At 41.3% G+C, this 20,105-nt stretch carries 17 protein-coding genes; 8 read left to right on the top strand and 9 right to left on the bottom strand.

Going from position 1 to position 20,105, the window contains the following annotated elements; genetic code table 11:
* Nucleotides 1-55: 55 nt before the first annotated feature.
* The gene (locus tag MED121_RS11035; protein WP_036179976.1) at nucleotides 56-940 is read right to left on the bottom strand and encodes a LysR family transcriptional regulator; all 885 of its coding nucleotides are present in this window, start codon (nucleotides 938-940) and stop codon (nucleotides 56-58) included.
* 120 nt (nucleotides 941-1,060) lie between these two features.
* On the opposite strand from MED121_RS11035, the gene MED121_RS11030 reads away from it, so the two are divergent.
* On the top strand, nucleotides 1,061-2,494 hold the full coding sequence (locus MED121_RS11030; protein ID WP_009833774.1) for an MATE family efflux transporter: 1,434 nt from the start codon (nucleotides 1,061-1,063) through the stop codon (nucleotides 2,492-2,494).
* A 161-nt stretch (nucleotides 2,495-2,655) separates the two neighbouring features.
* Here MED121_RS11030 and MED121_RS23705 read toward each other — a convergent pair whose 3' ends face one another.
* The 7 genes from MED121_RS23705 to MED121_RS10995 all read right to left on the bottom strand — a co-directional run bounded on the left by MED121_RS23705 (nucleotide 2,656) and on the right by MED121_RS10995 (nucleotide 9,177).
* Complete coding sequence (locus MED121_RS23705; RefSeq protein WP_009833773.1) at nucleotides 2,656-3,525, bottom strand: alpha/beta hydrolase; 870 nt, start codon at nucleotides 3,523-3,525, stop codon at nucleotides 2,656-2,658.
* A 74-nt stretch (nucleotides 3,526-3,599) separates the two neighbouring features.
* The gene (locus MED121_RS11020) at nucleotides 3,600-4,184 is read right to left on the bottom strand and encodes a TetR/AcrR family transcriptional regulator (RefSeq protein WP_009833772.1); all 585 of its coding nucleotides are present in this window, start codon (nucleotides 4,182-4,184) and stop codon (nucleotides 3,600-3,602) included.
* A gap of 53 nt (nucleotides 4,185-4,237) precedes the next feature.
* A complete protein-coding gene (locus tag MED121_RS11015; protein ID WP_009833771.1) occupies nucleotides 4,238-5,041 on the bottom strand; it encodes a transporter substrate-binding domain-containing protein in 804 nt (267 codons plus the stop codon).
* Nucleotides 5,042-5,202: 161 nt separating this feature from the next.
* Nucleotides 5,203-6,309 (bottom strand): extracellular solute-binding protein, encoded by a 1,107-nt coding sequence (locus MED121_RS11010; RefSeq protein WP_009833770.1) that lies wholly within the window; start codon nucleotides 6,307-6,309, stop codon nucleotides 5,203-5,205.
* Between the two features lie 114 nt (nucleotides 6,310-6,423).
* A complete protein-coding gene (locus tag MED121_RS11005) occupies nucleotides 6,424-7,254 on the bottom strand; it encodes an ABC transporter permease (RefSeq protein ID WP_009833769.1) in 831 nt (276 codons plus the stop codon).
* Nucleotides 7,244-8,113: an ABC transporter permease gene (locus MED121_RS11000; RefSeq protein WP_009833768.1), complete on the bottom strand. Its 870-nt coding sequence runs from the start codon at nucleotides 8,111-8,113 to the stop codon at nucleotides 7,244-7,246. The genes MED121_RS11005 and MED121_RS11000 overlap by 11 nt, the downstream gene beginning before the upstream one ends.
* On the bottom strand, nucleotides 8,110-9,177 hold the full coding sequence (locus MED121_RS10995; RefSeq protein WP_009833767.1) for an ABC transporter ATP-binding protein: 1,068 nt from the start codon (nucleotides 9,175-9,177) through the stop codon (nucleotides 8,110-8,112). Before MED121_RS10995 ends, MED121_RS11000 begins: the two co-directional genes overlap by 4 nt.
* Nucleotides 9,178-9,410: 233 nt before the next feature.
* On the opposite strand from MED121_RS10995, the gene MED121_RS10990 reads away from it, so the two are divergent.
* The 4 genes from MED121_RS10990 (at nucleotide 9,411) to galE (ending at nucleotide 13,731) form a co-directional block, all read left to right on the top strand.
* A complete protein-coding gene (locus tag MED121_RS10990) occupies nucleotides 9,411-10,241 on the top strand; it encodes a glycerophosphodiester phosphodiesterase family protein (protein ID WP_009833766.1) in 831 nt (276 codons plus the stop codon).
* Nucleotides 10,242-10,302: 61 nt separating this feature from the next.
* Nucleotides 10,303-11,421: an ROK family transcriptional regulator gene (locus tag MED121_RS10985; RefSeq protein ID WP_009833765.1), complete on the top strand. Its 1,119-nt coding sequence runs from the start codon at nucleotides 10,303-10,305 to the stop codon at nucleotides 11,419-11,421.
* 136 nt (nucleotides 11,422-11,557) lie between these two features.
* Nucleotides 11,558-12,688, top strand: a complete 1,131-nt coding sequence (locus tag MED121_RS10980; RefSeq protein WP_116371609.1) for a UDP-glucose--hexose-1-phosphate uridylyltransferase — start codon at nucleotides 11,558-11,560, stop codon at nucleotides 12,686-12,688.
* Complete coding sequence (gene galE / locus MED121_RS10975) at nucleotides 12,685-13,731, top strand: UDP-glucose 4-epimerase GalE (protein WP_009833763.1); 1,047 nt, start codon at nucleotides 12,685-12,687, stop codon at nucleotides 13,729-13,731. The genes MED121_RS10980 and galE overlap by 4 nt, the downstream gene beginning before the upstream one ends.
* Nucleotides 13,732-13,870: 139 nt before the next feature.
* Here galE and MED121_RS10970 read toward each other — a convergent pair whose 3' ends face one another.
* Entirely contained in the window at nucleotides 13,871-14,482 is a 612-nt protein-coding gene (locus MED121_RS10970) for an OmpW family outer membrane protein (RefSeq protein WP_009833762.1), read from the bottom strand.
* A gap of 513 nt (nucleotides 14,483-14,995) precedes the next feature.
* Between MED121_RS10970 and MED121_RS10965 the strand changes: the two genes are divergently transcribed.
* From MED121_RS10965 to MED121_RS10955, 3 genes are all read left to right on the top strand, one after another.
* Nucleotides 14,996-16,903, top strand: a complete 1,908-nt coding sequence (locus MED121_RS10965) for a M4 family metallopeptidase (RefSeq protein WP_116371608.1) — start codon at nucleotides 14,996-14,998, stop codon at nucleotides 16,901-16,903.
* Between the two features lie 257 nt (nucleotides 16,904-17,160).
* Nucleotides 17,161-17,859 (top strand): putative 2OG-Fe(II) oxygenase, encoded by a 699-nt coding sequence (locus MED121_RS10960; RefSeq protein WP_009833760.1) that lies wholly within the window; start codon nucleotides 17,161-17,163, stop codon nucleotides 17,857-17,859.
* Between the two features lie 160 nt (nucleotides 17,860-18,019).
* Nucleotides 18,020-19,948, top strand: coding sequence for a PhoX family phosphatase (locus tag MED121_RS10955; protein WP_009833759.1), 1,929 nt, complete (start codon nucleotides 18,020-18,022; stop codon nucleotides 19,946-19,948).
* Nucleotides 19,949-20,105: the final 157 nt, after the last annotated feature.

Below are 20,105 nucleotides of genomic sequence, written 5' to 3'. Positions count from 1 at the left end.
TGCATTTATCGTAAAGGGGCCAAGTATTTTGGTCCCTTTTCATTTTTTAAAGCGACTATTTTACCTCTTCTAATAAAGAATCTAACGCCTCAAACAACCAAGTCATCACAGGGCCAATCGCCTTATCTCGGCGGTTCACCACACCTATCTCCACCATCAAAGGAGAAGGAATACATTCACTCGAAAGCACCACCAGCTCCTCTAATACCCAATCAGATTTTGCCACATGCTCAGGAATCAGAGCCCAACCGACACCTCTCATTACCATCATAGAAATATAATAATAACTGTCTATCTGCCAATGGTTTGCAGACAATGGCGGCTCTTGGGTTTGGCCCTTCCTATCACAGATGATTATTTGTCTATATTGCGCTAATTGATCAATGGTAGGGGCTTCAAATTTAGCAAGTGGATGCTCTGCACTCACCACCAAACTATGCCGAAAATGTCCGATCGACATAAATTCAAGTGAGTCAGCTAAGGTACTGATGTAAAACATGATCCCGATATCAGCAATGCCTTGCTCAACCCATAACGCAATGTCTTCTTGTGAACCATTTATGATGGTCAACTTTAGTAATGGAAATTGATCGGCTAATCGCTCAAACATGACCTCAAAAGCGGTATTAGGAACCGCCTCATCCAAGGCAACTTTAAGGGTTAATTCCTCACCAATTGTCACTGTCCTCGCCCTCGCTTCAAGGCGCTGACATTGAGCAAGCACGGCTTGCGCTTCGATAAACATTTGCTCACCATCTTTGGTCAAAATAGGTAATTTTGCGCTCCGATCAAACAACTCAAAGCCGAGATCGGCTTCCAGATTGGCTATGGCAGTACTAATACGAGATTGCACCTTTCCCATTTTTCGTGCCGCCGCCGAAAAAGAGCCTAACTTAACCGAATAAACAAACGCGGTTAATTCATCTAATGTCCAATTCATAAATGCCATCCGATTGATACAATCCCACTATCTCTAAAACAGATACCAACTAACTTACACCGATCTTATTATAAGGATATCCTCATGTGAATATTTTCTCTGATACAGACAGTTATTCCCATGAGCAGATCACACATCAAACAACCACAGGCCAAATACATACGCAGCACTTTTTGGCGTTATAGCTTACCCGCCATCACAGCCATGCTAGTAAACGGCCTTTATCAGGTGGTTGATGGGATTTTCATCGGTAAGGTCATTGGTTATAGCGGTCTGGCGGCAATTAACATGGCCTGGCCAATTATCTTTTTTTTGGTGGGCTTTGGCATCATGGTCGGGATAGGCGCAGGCAGCCTCTTATCGATCCATCAAGGTGAATCAGAACTAAACCAAGCCCCTCAAAGTAAATCCAACTTTAGCGCAAAGCTTTTAATCACCAGCTTTTATGTGATACTGGCGCTCGGTCTTGTTTCGTCCTTTGCATTAAGCTTATTTGGTGAGCGTTTATTAGCGCTCCAATCAGGAACACCAGAAGGCATTATTCTGGCCAAAGCGTATCTCGATTGGTTTAGTATCGGCGGCGTACTTAGCATTTTGGCCGCCGCCCTCCCTTTGCTGATTCGAAATGATAATAGCCCTATGATTGCCACCGCTTTAATGGGGCTGGGCGCCTTGCTCAATATTGTATTTGATTATCTCTTTATTGATTATTTTAACCTAGGCTTAGCTGGCGCAGCGATGGCGACACTCATTGCACAATGTATTGTCTGTCTCTTGGGCCTTTGTTACTTTTTCAGCCGCTATTCAACAAAGCCTTTTCAATTAGCAAGTGAATCCAAGATAAAGACTCAAAGTAAATCTAAAGATTTCTCTCTTATTTTTGATGTTTCTTTGGCTAAAAAGATAATCGCATTAGGGGCTTCGAGCCTCATCATTTATGTATATACCAGTGTGATGGTGGGCCTTCATAACGCCTTATTTATGGAATATGGCAATGCACTTACCGTTGGGGCTTATGCCATTGTAGGCTACCTAATGGTACTGTATTACTTTGTTGCAGAAGGTATTGCTGATGGATCTCAGCCGCCCATTAGTTACTTCTTTGGAGGCAAAAGGCAAAGTGATATTCAAGCCCTAGTCATGCTTTCCATTAAGGTCACTCTAGTGGCAGGACTTGGTTGGACGCTGTTATTAAACCTCTTCCCTCACGAACTCATTCAACTCTTTAATCATGATGACCAAGCCCTCACCCAAGCCACTATTCAAGGTATTCAGCTACACCTTTTTGCCTTGGCACTTGATGGCTTTATTATGCTGGCTTCTATCTATTTCACCAGTGTCAATCAAGCTGCTAAATCCCTATCAATTGCATTGGCAAATATGTTTATACAACTGCCTTTCTTATATATTTTACCCAAATGGCTAGGGCTAGAAGGCGTATGGCTTGCCATGCCAATCTCAAATATTGTGCTCTTTATGATCGTTGCCCCCATGTTATATCTGGATCTAAGAAAACCCCCTCATGTCAGCAAGATCCAGCCATCTAGAGCTTAAGAAGCTAGAGACTCAGAGAGCAATGTTTAATTAGCTACCTCAAGAACCTTCAGCATCCCTTTTTGAAAAAGTACAAAAAAAAAACCAGCTACCCAAAGGGTAGCTGGTCAAAGGTACCATTTAAGCTGACAGACTTAATGGTATTCTCAAAACAGCCTAAACTATGATGGCTTTTGCTTTCCCACAGACAAAAATGCCGATTCATTGGCAACAAATTCGGCTATCGCCTTAAGCACAGGTTGAGCCTTTAATATCTTTCGATGTCCATAGCCTTGAGTTGTCATTAAATAGGCATTCAAAAGAACGTTATTAAGCCTATGCGATTCACTTGGCAGCACCTCTTTATCTGACTCATCATGAATTAACAAGGTGGGGATATCACATTCTTTGAGCAGGTTAGTTGAATCAAGTTGATGAAACGGAACACCCACATAGTGTGCTATTCGGCCGATGAAGTGGTCACTGGTTCGCTTATTAAAGCCTATGATGTGAGTGAAGTGCCTAATTGAGTTTTCAATGGAAGAGGGACCCGAGATTAAAACCATTTTACTTGGAGACAAACCATTCCCGACAGCAATAGACACCGCTGAGGCGCCCATTGAGTGACCTATAATCACGTTAAATTCACCCAGCTTTTGTTCAGCGAGTAACAAGGTTTGGGCAAATTGATGAGCATTTGATGTCCTACCTGGAGAGCGTCCATGGCCAGGCATATCCAATGCAATAAGATGATAGCCTTGCGCCAGTAGAACCTCTGCAAAACCATATAAATGAGTTGCCCGACTTTCCCAGCCATGCACTAAAAGAATTTGTCCCTTAATTTCCTCGGCATCACTGCGCCAGCGAATAGCACTTACCTCATCACTCAGGCTAAATCTTTCCCCTTTTAGTTCAGCCTTTAGCTCCCAATCTTTCATTTCAGAGCGTTTTGGCTGCAAAAAGGCATCAGCCATTTTGTGAGCGGTTCGAGTCGATGCAAAAAAGCTATTTAACTGATTTTTTAATCGAAAAAAAGCAAATGCTATGTTCATTTTAACCCCTATCTCTCGATCTTTTAATATTTTTATACCTGACGTAAGGTAGGTTTTTAGATAAATTTTTTTGCCTAATAATGACCACTAGGCATCAAATAAGAATTAATCACTTTTACCGCACTTTCAAAAGACTGCTTAGAATCATAAATACGACACACCAATAATGACCCCTGAATACAAGAAACTATCCACTGGGTTAACTCATCAAGACTTTGCCCCTGATCATTAAAGTCACCTGTCTCAACCCCAGCTGCGATGACGCTTTTTAAACCTTTCGATTGAGCCATCAACAACCTTTTAACCTGCTCTTGCACTGGCTCAGACAACTTATCCCATTCGCCAGCAAAAGCACCACCTGGGCATAGCTTCTCACTGGGAATCACATAAAGGCGATAAATATTAAAATAATAAGCAAGACGTTGTTTTGGTGTTTTCCCCTCCCCACGCTCAAAGCTTTCGCGCAACTCAATTGTTGCTCGCTCTAACAGGGCAAGGGTGAGGTCATCCTTTGACTCGAAATGGTAATACATACTGCCTTTTTTAATGCCAGTACGTTTAGCCAATTCTTGAAAACTAACGCCACTAATAGATTGGCGCTGAACCAAGTCTTGGGCAGCATCAAGTATGGATGTTCTTGTATCTTTAGTTAAACTCATAAACCTACCTTACGTCAGGTAAGTGTGTTTTTCAAGTTATCCACTAAAGATCTTTAATTAGGAAGGTAATGAAGCCAGTTATTTTGATCTTCAATTAACCAATCAAAACCATGCTTTTGCATGATTTTATCATAGGTACCATTTGAGCGGATCTGTTTAAGACCATGATTAAAAGCCGACATTTTTTGTTCAGCATTCGGGGCGTTTTTCGTAATCACAATGTATTGCATACGATATTCTAAAGGCGGGTCTAACCAAACGAATATGTCTTCTTGGCCTGGAAAGTAGTGATGAATTAAATAGTCTGCCACCATTTTATCAATCACAATAAAATCTACCTCTTTATCAAACAAGGCTTTGAGGTTATATAAATCAGATTTTGCAGGAACTTTAACTAATCCAGATTCATTAATTTCATCGGGATTTTCATAGCCTTTTACAACCCCTAAGGTTTTTGAACTGGCTTTGAGGTACTTCATATTCCAGTAAGCGGGTAGCTCAGTATCTCTGTGCTTAAACAAGCCCACAACATTTGGCAAAATAGGGTCAGAGAAATAAGCCCATTGAGACCTTTCACTATTATACCAAAGCGTAAACATACCATCATGTTCTTTCCCCTCTTTAGCCTTAGCAATTGCATTTGAAAAGGGAAGAAAACTGACGTTTAATTCAAAATCTGATTGCTTAAAAGCCGCCCGAATTAAATCCGTCATCACCCCACCAAGGGGCATTTTTTCACCAAAATAAGGGGGGTAATGAATGCTGGTTAATGCAACAGGGTTTTTATCTGCCGCAAATGTGACACCACTTAAAAGAAAAAAGAGTAACCCCAGTATTAACTGCCTCAAATTTGTCATTCTATGCCTTTTAAGCCCACTTATTTTAGATGCATTCAGTTTCTACTAAGTATAAAAGTCTCTCCTATGAGAGCAAGCAAGTTAAGGCTTTTTTACAATAAAAAAGGGTTAGCTTTAGCTAACCCTTAACAAAATAGATACTTTCATGAATAACGGCATTATTAATACATAAGTACTTTTTGCACGAATTGTTTTTTTATTTCTTTTTCATAAAACACATTTAACGGTGTGGTTGAGTACTGACGCATATTTTGAGATACCAAAGCCGCGCTATCATCAGCATCAGGATGTTGCGGTGCCACACCAAATTTTGCATTTAGTTTGGTTTGAGTATCAGCACTGGTTAACCAGTCTAAAAACACTAAAGCGGCAGCTGGGTTTTTAGCATTTTTAGCGATAGTGACAAAGTTGGCTCCACCAGACATACCAAACACTGGGATATAGAATTTCAGCCTATCCGTAATAGCGCCACGTTTTTGTAAACCTGCTAAATGGTCTTCCCAAGCAGGCGCCAACACCAACTCGCCATCATTGATACGGGTAATACTGTCCGCATTTGAACCTGTAATGGTGATTTCATCTTTATATTGATTGAACCAGTTCCAAGTATTTTTCCATTGAGGGCTATCTTGATCTAAGGTTTCACCTTCAAATTTTATAGAAAAATTGCGTAATGCCGCTTCAATAAAACGACCACCCGAACCACCACCATTAGGATCATTCACGCCAAACTCTTTTGGGTGTGAGTTAATATAGTGAGAAAGTTGCTCAAACGTTTGTGGCAATTCCGCTTCATCTATACGACTTGGGTCATAAGCAATACCAGACTGATTTCCCCAAAACGTCACCGCATAGCCCTTTGAATCAAATCCTTCACTGACGGTTTTAAGCTGCGCATAATCAGGTAATTTATTTAAAGGCATCAAGGTTTTCTCTAGATTTAAAAGCTGCACATTTGCCGCACCAATCGCCACCAGATCCATCTTACCTTGCTTTTGTTTACTCTCAGCAATGAGCTTATTACGATTACCATCTAACGTACCTTCAGGGATACGCACCTTGATGCCATACTCTGATTCAAACTCTTTCACAAATTCACGCCAACCTGGCTGTAAGTACCAAACAGCGAAATTGACCTTGCCTTCTTTTTTGGCTTGAGTCTGGATTTCGGTCCAACTCATTTTCGTCACATCATAGGCAAATGCCGATGTTGCTATCACTGCCGCTAAAGATAACAAGGATGTTTTCAGCACTTTCTTAACCAACATAATTAACCTCTTATACAAAATAGTGTTTTAAATATCACCTAAAAAGATCAAAGCATCCCTTGCTTACTCTCATTCCTTAAACGCATTTGGTTCAGCTGTGTTTGGCGCCTCCTTTTAGGCTTTGCCAGTTGATTGTGATAAATAGTTCCCCTTGAGTAGACGCTCAATCACCAGCATCAAGATAACGTTTGGAATCACTAAAAACAGTGACACAACAGCCGCATCAGGTCGCACAAAGGAGTAGCCTAAAAAGGAGTACAAGATAGTGGGCACAGTAATAAAATCAGGCGCCCCCAAAACATAAGACATGTTGAATTCTTCAATACTGATCACTAAACAAAAAATCAAAGAGGCCAATATACTTGGCTTCAACATAGGTAAAAAAGCATGCCTAAAAGTGGTTATTCTAGAAGCCCCCATATCCGCACAGGCATCAATCACATCTTGCGGCACGGCTTTAAATCCAGCACTCATGATTCGAATTGCATAAGGCAATGCCAATACGGTATGTGCCACCACTATGCTGAAATAAGGCTCAGAAAAGCCTAAATCTAACAACAAAGAACTAAAGAAAATCGCCAAAATCATGGTCGGCATGACCATAGGTAAAAGCGTAATTAATTCAGCCACCTGCTTGCCCCTGAATTCAAGACGTCCAAAAGCGTAAGCCGTTGGTGCGGCCAAGGTGACAGTTAAAAGCGCTACCGCTGGTGCTAGGCTATAGCTGTTAAACATGGCTTCTGGTAGAGAAGTCGTTTGCCAAACTTCAATCCAACGATTAAAAGACAACACCCTTGGAAAAATATCGGGGAAGCTCCATGGATGAGAAGGGTCAACAAGTGACCATAAAACCGCCATGAAGAAAGGCACCACCAGCCAAATAAAATTAACTAAGGCAAAAAAACTCAGGGAGATAATCAGTATCAATTTATTATTATTTTTCATGGGATCTCTCCAAAAAACTCGCGCTAATAACAGGTCGTGTTCGATTCGCAAATGGACGAGTCATTAACGTAATTAAGATCGCAGACAAACCAGATAACACCATGATGACTAAACCTATTACGGCTGCTTTTTCCCACTCGTAATAAGCGGTTGCTGTGTAATGCATAAGTACAGACAAAGAGTAAACATTTCTAGAACCAGCAATGGAGGCAAAAGCAAAGTCGCCAAGCGCACCAATAAAGATAAGAATGAGCGCAGCCTGTAATGCGGGTATCGTCAGAGGAAATACTACCTGAGAGAAATTCGCCCAAGCAGAAGCCCCAAGATCGGCACTCGCATCAAGCACATCAGAACGAATACTATTAATAGAAGAAGACAAGAGAATCAGTGCGAACGGCGTATTTTTCCAGACTTGAAGCATCACCACGCTCCAGCCAAATTTATCATTGGTAATGCGCAGCGGCTTATCAATCACCCCTAAAGCCAATAAACTTTCGTTTAATATCCCATGAAATGAGATCACATTGATCAATAAAAAAGCAGCCACTAGCCCAGGTACAAACATGGGCGCACGTAATAAGCCAATAATGGCGGTTTTACCTGGAATCGGCTTTCTTAACCACATAGCAATGGGGTAAGCCAGTATCACGGCTCCCAAGCTACCTAGCACCGACGTTCTTAAAGAATATTCAATCGAACGAAATAAAATAGGATCAGACAAGGTATCAGACCAATAGTCCAAACTTGCGCCCAATTCAGTGTGTAAACCAACGCTTTGAATCATGATGGTATAAAGTGCACTGCCCATTAAAAAGACGATGCTGCCAAGTCCCGGCAAAAGTAATAACCAGAGTTTCATTCGTCCACCTCTTCCAAGAAGCGGATCGCATTTTTTGGTATTACAAAGCTTTCACTTTTTCCCACCTGGGTATGTAAAAGTTTATCAAGCTGAATGCGAACACTTTCCCCATCGTTCATCGCAAGGGTACGTCCAAAAAGGTCTGTCACATTTCCCAAGAAAGCTAAATTTTCAACCTTAATATTAAAGGTATTTTCGACTTCACCTTGGGCCCGATAGGCTGATTCAGGTCGCCAGCAAATATAAACATAATCAGATACTGGCGGTTCCTCTGATTCAACAATCAGATCTCCAAGCTCACAGCTCACCTGATAATGATGAGCCTGTTCTAGCTTGGTTACCTTGGCTTTATGAATGTTGGCGGCGCCAATAAAATCAGCAACAAAACGATTTTTTGGACGGTAATAAATGCTTTCTGGCGAGCCTTCTTGCTCAATTCGTCCCGCATTTAAAACAATAATTTTATCACTCATGGCCAGTGCTTCTGCCTGATCATGGGTCACATATACTGTGGTGAGTTTATGCTTTTTTTGTAGCGATTTAATTTCGAAACGAACACTTTCACGTAATTTTGCATCAAGGTTAGATAGAGGCTCATCAAACAAAATCACGTCAGGTCGCATTACCATCGCCCGTGCCAATGCCACCCTTTGTTGTTGACCACCAGAAAGTTGGCTGGGTAATTTATCTTTATGAGGAACCAGCCCCACTTGCAGCAATGCTTCTGCTAGATAATCTTTTTGTAAATTGGCCGCTAATTTTTTTTGCGCTAAACCAAAACAAATATTATGAGACACACTTAGATGTGGAAACAAAGCATAAGATTGAAAGCACATGGCCGTGCTTCTATTCTCCGGTCTTAGATGATCCACTCTTTCATTATTGATCCAAATTTCCCCTGAATCCGGCTTATGAAACCCCCCAATCATTTTAAGCAAAGTCGTTTTACCACAACCACTTGGACCTAAAAGTGTGACGAATTCACCCTCCTTAGCCTCAAAACTAATATCATCAGTGGCTAGATAATCTTCGAAGTGTTTTTTTAAATTTTTTATTTGCAACATAAAAACTGAGCACCGATTTAGTTTTTTTAAGAAGTTTAACATTAATTTATTTTTTACTTATCTTGTACCCCTAGTGTTTGTTTTTTTTATAAAAAAACAAACAAAAACACCTAAAACACTGTTTATAAAGACATTATTTTTTCATTTACTCACTCAATTAAAATTTGATTGAAACTTTACACTCGTTAGATTAAAGTTTTATTAATCTTTTTTAAAAAACTTAAGGCGTTTAAATGTCATTCAACTTTCATCTTGCTGGTAGCGGTAAAGTTCTTATCAATAGTCATAGGGGATACAGTCAGCTTTATCCAGAAAACACGCTTCACGCATTTGAAGGCGCCTTACAAGAAGAGACCTACTCACTCGAAATTGATGTTGCAATGACCCTTGATAAAGAGATTGTGGTCATTCATGACCACAGTGTAGACAGAACCTCTAATGGCAAAGGTTTCGTGGAAGAAATGACATTAGCACAACTTAAAGCTCTCGATTTTGGAGCCTGGTTTGACCCTAAGTTCAAGGGCACCCGTATCCTGACCTTGCAAGAGCTTACGCTTTGGGCGCTCGATAAAGGTGTTGGCTTAGTTGTTGAAATCAAGCAGAGACAGCAAAAAGATACCTTTCTCACTGTGCTAAAAGACTTACTTGATAGTATTCCAAATGCCTATGGCATTATTCAATTACTGGCCTTCGACCATAAGTTAATGCAAAGAGCAAAACACCTCATGCCTAAGGTCAGCACGCAAGTCGTGACCATAGCCAGCTACACCAACCATTTAGCGGCAATTCAAGCGTCAGGGGCAGATTTTGTTTGTATTGAGTACCCCCATGCAGCCCTTGAAGACTTAAGAGAGTTCAAAAAAGGCGGCCTTGGCATACGACTCTATTTTCAACCCAATAGTAAAGGCCTTCATCCAATAGAAGACTTAAGGTTGAAATATGGGGACGATGTGAAAGGCAATATTACTCATTGGTTGCAAGAAGGTTTGTTAGACATGATCAGTCATGACGATATCAAGATGCTAAAAGAAATTGCCTATGATGCCGGCCTAGAACCAGTATAAATAAGCTCAATATTCTGCTAACGTTCCAGCAATTTTGTCAGTTTAAAGTGTGAATTAAGATATGTTATCCCCAATTAAACCACTCCAATTCCAGCTAACGGAAAGTCAAAGAAAAGTACTGAGTACTATTCGGGAGCAAGGCACTATTGCCCGAGTGAAAATTGCAACGCTAACTGGCTTTCGCACGGGGACAGTAACGACTATTTGCAAAGAGCTTTTATCACTTCAATTAATTCAAGAGACTGAGAAGGTTAAACTTGCTAGAGGACAGCCAGCGAAGCCCTTATCATTAAGTCCCTATGCCGCCTTTTCCTTTGGGGTTGCCTTTCATATAGCCCGTATAGAATTAGCACTCTCTAACTTTACCGGCAATATTATTGAACGCATTAGCCTTGATTATGATGAATCTCAACCAGCAGATACCACGATTAGAGCCATCGCACTTGCGACAGACAAGCTGATTAATAAGCACAGATTACACAATGCACGCATTCTAGGCATGGGCGTTTCTCTTCCTGGGCCAAACCTAAATGATGGCAAGCATGTCAGAACCATACCGCAAATGAAGCACTGGCAAGATGTGGATCTAGCTGAAGCCTTTGCAGCCCATATGGATTGGCCTGTTTGGATAGATAATGACTGTAAAGTAGCGGCCGTTGGAGAGTACTATTCTGGTCAATGGCCAAATTGTAAGGACCTTATTCTCATTGAAATAGGCCACGGCATAGGTGGTGCTGCCATAATTGATGGCAAATTACATGCAGGTAAAAACAACAATGCAGGGGAAATCGGTGTTTTCTTTAAGCAATCAAACAAACCAAAACCCTGTATTCGCAAGCTAATAGAAGAGCTTCAAGATGCCGGACTTGATGTTACTACCCTTGAAGATATTCCAGATGTGGAACATGAAATTGTTAAAAACTGGATTATAAAATCTGCAAAAACCTTAATGCCACCTCTTCTTCTTACCTTGGCATGGTTTGGACCAGATTGCATTGTCATCGGGGGATCGTCACCGACGCGCATTAGTCAGGCACTCATTAAACAGATGAAACTAGAAGCAGAATGGGACAAAAGCTTTGATTACCCTATGGCAGAGCTTGCTCCTTCACGGGTTGGTGAGCAGCTATCTTCCTATGGAGCCAGTATGTACCCCATCTTTCAAACCCTTTTGCTTTAGCACTTAACAAATAGGTCTGCTGCTAAAAACAGGCCTTTTTTCCTTAATAAAAAAATCATTACTTTATACAAGGTAGGACCTTGTTTGCTCAAAATTTGCCACAGCCCTTGCCAGCTCTTTAGAAATGGAAAATAGTATGACCGACATAAGTCCACCAACCACGATAAATAACCAAGCTGATGAGTCAGCAAAAGATGCCGCTTTTGACATAAACAAGCATAGTCATAGACGCTATAACCCTTTAGAGAATAAATGGGTTTTAGTTTCCCCCCACAGATCTAAACGTCCTTGGCAAGGCCAACAAGAGGCAACAGCCACTGAAAATAAACAAAGATATCATCAAGATTGCTTTTTATGTCCTGGTAATAAACGTATCAATGGTGAGCAAAATCCAGCTTATGACAGCACCTTTGTTTTTGATAATGACTTTTCGGCATTAATTAAAACCGGTCCAGATGCACCACCAACTGAGCAACAAGCACCTCTTTTCCAACACCAAAGCGCCAAGGGGTTGAGCCGGGTAATTTGCTATTCACCAGATCACAGTCAAGCCATGCCGGAACTATCTTTAAACGCTATTGAGCGCATTATTGTTACTTGGCAAACTCAAGTCACTTCCTTAAGCCAAAGCTACCCTTGGATTCAAGTATTTGAAAATAAAGGGGCGATAATGGGTTGCTCTCAACCCCATCCTCACGGTCAGATTTGGGCAAATAGCTTTATTCCGCAAGAAGTGGCCAATAAGGATACCCAGCTAAAAAACTACTCTCTAACGCATGGATCCAACTTATTATTGGATTATGTTGAGCAAGAACTCATTCAACAAGAAAGAATCATTTTCGAAACTCAGTATTGGGTTGCACTTGTCCCCTATTGGGCTAGCTGGCCATTTGAAACATTACTGCTGCCCAAGCTTGCCATCACAAGGTTTGAGCAACTAAGCTCGCCGCTCATTAAAGATCTTGCTCTAGCCTTAAAAAAACTCACCCAGCGTTATGATGATCTCTTCAAATGCAGCTTCCCTTACTCTATGGGCTGGCATTATGCCCCCTACGACAAAGACTCTGACGATCTAACCCATTGGCAATTACATGCTTGCTTTTATCCTCCTTTGCTCCGCTCCGCCAATATCAAAAAATTTATGGTGGGTTATGAAATGCTGGCAGAAAATCAAAGAGATCTAACCCCAGAACAAGCGGCCCATAGATTAAGAGATTGTCACGATTTTGACGACACTCATGATGTAAATACAGCAGGTGACGCATGAAAAATATATTAGTAACAGGCGGAATGGGGTTTATTGGTAGCCACACAGTGATTGCTTTAATTGAAGCAGGCTTTAATGTCATCATTTTAGATAATTTATGCAACTCAGAAATCACCACGCTAAAACAGATAGAAAAAATATCAGGTCATTACCCTGAATTTTATTTCGCTAATTTAATGCATAAAGCCAGTATTGAGGCCGTTTTTATGCAACAAGAGATTCATGGCGTAATCCATTTCGCTGCACTCAAAGCCGTTGGTGAATCCGTCGACAAGCCCCTGAGTTATTATCAAAACAACCTAGTTGGCACCCTAAATCTTTGCCAAGTGATGCAAGAGTTTAATGTGTTTAACCTTGTCTTTAGCTCTTCAGCAACGGTTTACGGAGACAAAAACCCTATCCCCTATAAGGAAGACATGCCCCTTAGTGCCACCAGCCCTTATGGACAAAGCAAGGTCATGATTGAGCAAATGCTGCAAGACCTACATTTATCCGAACCCCGCTGGAACATTTCATTATTAAGGTATTTCAACCCTATCGGCGCTCATTCAAGCGGGCTACTTGGGGAGAATCCAAAGGGCATACCTAATAACTTAATGCCCTATATTGCTCAAGTAGCTACAGGGCAAAGACAAGCATTAGGCATTTTCGGTAATGACTACAACACCCCTGACGGCACAGGCATTCGAGATTATATCCATGTGATGGATTTAGCTAATGGGCACTTGAAAGCATTGGCGCAGCTAGCAAGTCAAAACAGTGCAAATCAAACCAATAGGAATAAAACGAGTGTCGAGGCGTATAATTTAGGTGCAGGGCATGGATATAGTGTACTGGAGGTTGTCAAAGCATTTGAAAACGCAACAGGGGTACATATCCCTTTCAAAAAATTAGCAAGACGTGCAGGCGATATTGCTGCCTTTTATGCAGATACTCACAAGGCAAACAAAGTACTGGATTGGCAAGTAGAAAGAGGACTAACCCAAATGTGTTCGGACACTTGGCGCTGGCAGCTTAATTTATCGAAGCGAGCGAATTCTTAGTAATTTACGTAAATAGGAGGGAAAGCATTAAGGATAGGCTAACTTATCAAGCTAGCCTAAATGCTAATTTACTCGCTAAATGGCCTTTTATCTAAAAGGCCTACTACCTAAAAGGCTTAGCACCTAAAAGGTATAGCTCCTAAAAGGTATACCCCATGCCGACCATAACCACATATGGGTCAATTTCGGCATCAAAGGTACCCACAGTTGTTTCAACCTCTGTATCTATGTCCATATACCAAAAAGAGGCATTCACAAACCAATCTTCTGTCACTTCAACATCAAGTCCAACTTGTACCGCTAAGCCAAAAGAGTCATCTAGCTCAACATTAGTACCATCTAAGGTGCCAAAGCCCTCTTCTTCAAAGAAGGTGGTGTAGTTAAGCCCTGCACCCACATAAGGTCGATATTGACTATCGGATTCACCAAAATAATATTGCCCCATAAAAGTAGGTGGTAAATGAGTGACTTCGGCAATCTTACCCAGTCCATCGGTTCTCACATTGTGGGTAAAAGGGGTCGCAGCTAACAACTCCATGCCCCAATTATCTGTCAACATATAAGTCAGGGTTAAACCCAGTTGAGTATTGTCAGATAGCTCTAATTCACCTGTATTTAATACATTATCACTAGACTCATTTGGCATTACTGAAGCTAATCCCCCTCGTACAAAAAAATCCCCCTCTTCATGAGCAGCAACAAAGGGAGAGGTTAATGCCAACATGAGACTAATAGGTACTAACTTTTTCATATTTTCTATCCTTATTGATTGGTTGATCTTTACAGGAGGGAAAATATCAGCTTAAAAAAGTAATCACTTAACCTAGATCAAAGGATAAGAAGCCATAGTAGAGCTAATACTAAAAAGACTAACTAGGTCATCTTTTTGTGAATTATCTTCCTATTTTCTCATTGCCTTCATATTTACCGTAAGCCAAGGTAAAAACTTCAAAAATCCAGCATTAAAAAATCAGTTTTTAGTAACTAAATTGTTCAAGAATCAAACTAACAAAATGACAAATGCACCAAAAAAGTAAATATTACACATTTCTCGCACCAATATTACAATCGGTGCCAATTGCTGACACTTTTAAGCCCAGTTATACGCACTTATGAGTAAAACCTGACATTCGATTGACTATAAAACGTACGAGTGGAAGCATAAGTGAGCAACATAAAGTGCTTAAAAAGCAAAAAAACTTATGGCAAAACGATTAATCACAATCGCAAAAACCATAAATAATAAGAGCAAATGGAGATTGTAATGAAATTGAAAAAGTTAGCTTATTTAGTACCTGCTTTGATGTATATGACAACTGCGCAAGCCGCTGACATAGTGCAACTAAAAGCAGACCAGAATCAGTCAATTATTGGCCAGTCTATTGTCGGTCAATCATTAACTAATTTACCGCAAGCCCTTAATTTAGATAGTAAAAACTCTTTTAAGAGCCATGATGTAAAAGCGGTTCAAAAAGCACGTTTACGTCAACAGTTCAACGGAATTGAAGTGTATGGACACTCCTTGTCGGCTAAACGCGACGCATCTGGCAAAATAAGCGAAGTAGTAGGTAACTATATTGCTAACATTGGCAATGACGTGACTTCAGTAAGCGCTGATTTAAGCGAAAAAGAAGCCATTGCAATCGCGTTACGTAAGGATGGTCTAACTAAACCAGAAAGAAGCAGCGCTGATTTAATTATTTGGCTTGATGAAAGCCAAACTGCTCACCTAGTTTACAAAGTAGACATCTTTACTGGCGGTGATACTCCAGCTCGTCCTATTAGCTTCATCGATGCTAATTCAGGCAAAGTTTACAAATCTTGGAATGCATTAAATCATGGCATAATCGGTCAATCTGCACCGTCAAACAATGACAAAATCATTGGCCAGTCTACTGAAAGCAACGAAATCATCGGCCAATCAGTAGAAGCTATTGCCAGCCAAAATGCGACAGGTATTGGCGGTAACGCAAAAACAGGCGTTTATTACTATGGTACCGACTATGGTCACCTACAAGTTGACTCTGATTGTCGTATGGAAACAGACAATGTTGCCACTTATGACCTGAATAACAGAACATCTGGCGGCAGCATTTATGAGTTCACTTGCCCTGATAACAACGAGAAAGCGGCTAACGGCGCTTACTCTCCACTAAACGATGCTCACTATTTTGGTAATGTTGTTTATGACATGTTCCAAGACTACATGGGCACAGCACCTTTAACATTCCAACTAAAAATGAAAGTGCATTACGGCAACAACTACGAAAATGCATTCTGGGATGGCTCTGCAATGACCTTTGGTGATGGTTATTCAACCTTCTACCCTCTGGTAAGCCTTGATGTTTCTGCCCACGAAGTGTCACACGGCTTCACAGAGCAAAACTCTGGTCTTGAATATGCAAACCAAAGTGGTGGTATTAACGAAGCTTTCTCTGATATGGCAGGTGAAGCGGCTGAGTACTACATGAAAGGTACCAACGATTGGCAAGTCGGGGCTGACATCTTCAAGTCAAACGGCGCACTTCGTTATATGGACACACCAAGCAATGACGGTAAGTCGATTGATCATGCTGATGATTACTATAGTGGCCTAGATGTGCATTATAGCTCTGGTGTTTACAACCGTGCCTTCTATCTACTAGCCACCACTAATGGCTGGAACACAAAAACAGCGTTCCAAACATTTGCTTTGGCTAACCAGCTATATTGGGGTGTTAACACCGACTATGACGAAGGTGCTTGTGGTGTCATGAAAGCCGCTGAGGACTATGGCTTTGATACAACAGATGTTGCTGCCGCTTTCACAACAGTGGGTGTTGATTCAAGCTGTGGTACAACACCACCAGGTGAAGATGATGTTCTTGAAGATGGTAAAGCAATTACAGGTCTAGCGGCAGATCAAGGTGAACAACTAAAATATGTTTACACTGTGCCATCTAACACTAGCTCTGTAACGATTGCTATCTCAGGCTCTTACTTCAATGGTGACGCTGACCTTTATGTAAATAACGGTAGCGAAGCAACAACAAGTAACTGGGATTGCCGTCCTTACAAATCTGGTAATAACGAGTCTTGCACCATGTCAGTAAGTTCTGGTGATGAACTATCTGTCATGATTAACGCTTACTCTGACTTTACTAACGTTACTTTAACAGGTGACAAAAACTAAGCTAAGTTAGCGAAGTTATATCCCCGAGAAAACCCTTGTCATATGGCAGGGGTTTTCTTATTTCTGAGACATTTATCCTCGATTTGCAGATGACTTTTACCCTGAAAAGTTCACTAGACTAAAAATACACTGGGCTAAATCACTCAAGTCAGGATATATCACAAGTTTTAGTATTCAGTATCTCTCACAAGCTTTAAAATCATCTCATTCAAAGCCATGGGCTTCATCCATATTTTAAGAGTTTGAACGAGATAAACATGACACAGCCAAATCACTTAGACCTAGACGCTGAATTTCAACTGGCAGAACCTTGTGCTATTGAAGCCATTAAAACTTGGACCACACCTTTATTTATTGCAAAGCAGCCTGACCATGAATTCTTAAAAGAAGAATTGGTTAATTACATTTATCAATGTAAAGCGCAACAAGCTGAAAAAATAGACAGCCGAGTTGCTCCAATTGCTAAACATAAATTGTTCGAAAGCCCACTCAACTTTTTAGAAGCGCAAACACCAGAGGTAATGGAGCTTAAACGGATTTTTGAAGAGCTGCTCGCTGAAGTGGCATTTGAAGTAAATAAAGAAGCTTGGCCAGAAGAGGTCGAAGTAGACGCAAATATTATTGAGTCTTGGTATCACGTGACACAAAACGGTGGCTACCATGATGCTCACTCGCACCCTAATTGCTCTTGGTGCGGTATTTATTATTTAGACCCAGGCGAAAGCACCTTAGGTGATCGTAACGGTGTTAATCGTTTTTATGACCCCAGAGTCAATGCTGAGCACTACTCAGATGCTGGTACCGCCTACTTAAGTGGGCAAGGAGTGTGGGACTTTGAGCCCAAAGAAGGACAAATAATTTTTTTCCCCTCTTATCTGAAACATGCAGCTCTTACCTACTTTGGCCAACAGGACCGTATTGTCATCGCCTTTAACGCCATTATAGATATTTATTAAGCCCCTAAAATGAAGTGGGAAGGCCTTTTCTCACTTCATTTAATCACACTGCCTTAAAACTGCCATCTAACTGCAACACTCTCAAATTAGTCTGTTTCACACTTAAATAGAAACACGTTCAACTTTTAACTCATAGCAACAACATAGGCAGGGCAGTACCATGTATACCATGAGCAAAGAACTACAGAACAAAGAGTTACCAGTATCAGAAGCACTAGACAATGAGGTTACGACGCTAGAACCGACATTTAACAAACTGGTTGATACTGCAATCAGTCGTCGTCGTTTTTTTGGTGCAAGTGCAACCGCAGGCTTAGGTGGTTTCTTTGCTTTTTCAAGTGTAGGTAATGCGGTCGCATCAAGCATGGGCAAGCACACCATGGCTAAATCACCTTTAATTGGGTTTGATGCGATTGGCACTTCAACAGCTGACACTATCGTATTGCCAGAAGGTTACCAATGGCAGAGCCTAGTATCTTGGGGTGATCCACTATTTCCTAACGCGCCAAAATTTGATCCAAGCGGTAATGCAAATGCCGCAAGCCAAGCTATGCAGTTTGGCGATAATACGGATGGCATGAGCTTATTCCCACTTAGCGAGAATCGCGCAATTTTAGCGATCAACAACGAATACACAAATTACAAATACCTATACGCTGATGGTGGCAAAAACCTGACTAAAGATGATGTGTTAAAAGCACAGCATGCTCATGGTGTTTCTATCATGGAAGTGGAACGTGACCACAAAAACATCTGGCGCGTCATTCAAAATTCAGACTTCAACCGCCGTATTCATGTTCAAACAGAAATGCAGTTAACGGGCCCTGCTGCAGGTCATGATTTGATGAAAACCCGCATAGATGCGAGTGGTACACAAGTATTTGGTACTATGAACAACTGCTCTAACGGTGCAACACCTTGGGGTACCTACCTTACCTGTGAAGAAAACTTCAACGGTTACTTTGGTGCCGATGCCAATGTAGAACGTACTGAAGAGCAAAAAATGTATGGCATCAAAAATGATGAAAAACGCTACCAGTGGTATAAGCAAGATGACCGTTTTGACTTTGGTAGAAACCCAAATGAACCACATAAGTTTGGTTGGATTGTAGAAATTGACCCTAAAGATCCTAAGTCACTGCCACTTAAACGTACTGCTATGGGCCGTTTCAAACATGAAAACGTGGCGATTCATGTCAACCATGATGGTTCAGTCGTTGCTTACATGGGCGATGATGAGCGTGGTGCGCACATCTACAAATTTGTATCTGAGCATAAATACAATCCTAACAACCCAGATGCCAACCGCAACTTACTAGTTGACGGCACACTCTATGTCGCTAAATTCTCTATGACTCAGGACAAAGGTGCTGGCGAATGGGTTGAGCTAACTTTCGGTAAAAATGGCCTAACACCAGAAAATGGCTTTGCTGATCACGCTGAAGTCCTTATTTACACACGTAAAGCCGCTAAACATGTTGGTGCAACCACAATGGACCGTCCTGAGTGGATTGCAGTGCACCCTGATGGTCACCAAGTCTATTGCACACTGACTAACAACAAAAACCGCGGTAAAGAAGGACAACCTGTAGGCGGCCCTAACCCAAGAGCCGAAAACCATTATGGTCAAATCGTTCGTTGGACACCACCTAATGGCGACCACACAGCAGATAAGTTTAACTGGGACCTTTACCTAGTTGCAGGTAACCCAAATCAGCATCAAGATGCTTATGCAGGTAGCCACAATATCGGTTCTCATAACATGTTTAACAGCCCAGATGGTATCGGTTTTGACGATGCGGGCCGTCTATGGATTCAAACAGATGGTAACTATAAAAACAAAGGAGATTTCCTAGGCCAAGGAAATAACCAAATGTTATGTGCAGACCCTGATACCGGCGAGATTCACCGCTTTATGACAGGTCCTGTGGGTTGTGAAATCACAGGTCTTGAATTCAGCCCAGACAGCAAAGCGATGTTTGTCGGCATTCAACACCCTGATGCCCACTTCCCAGAAGGTGGTAACAGCAAACCGCGTTCTACTGTGGTTGTCATCACCCGTAAAGACGGTGGTGTGATTGGGGCTTAATTAACACCAATCTTGTGTAGCAGAGCAAATAAACGCCCTTCAATTGAAGGGCGTTTTTTTATCTGAAATAGCCATGATAGATGGTCAAAGCAAAATACATATTGATGCCTTTTCATTTCTCAGTTTAAGCCCACCTTTTATATTCTATCTTTTAAAG

It is taken from the genome of Marinomonas sp. MED121, from assembly GCF_000153025.1.
Classification (GTDB): Bacteria; Pseudomonadota; Gammaproteobacteria; order Pseudomonadales; family Marinomonadaceae; genus Marinomonas.
This window is presented reverse-complemented; position numbering and strand designations above follow the sequence as displayed.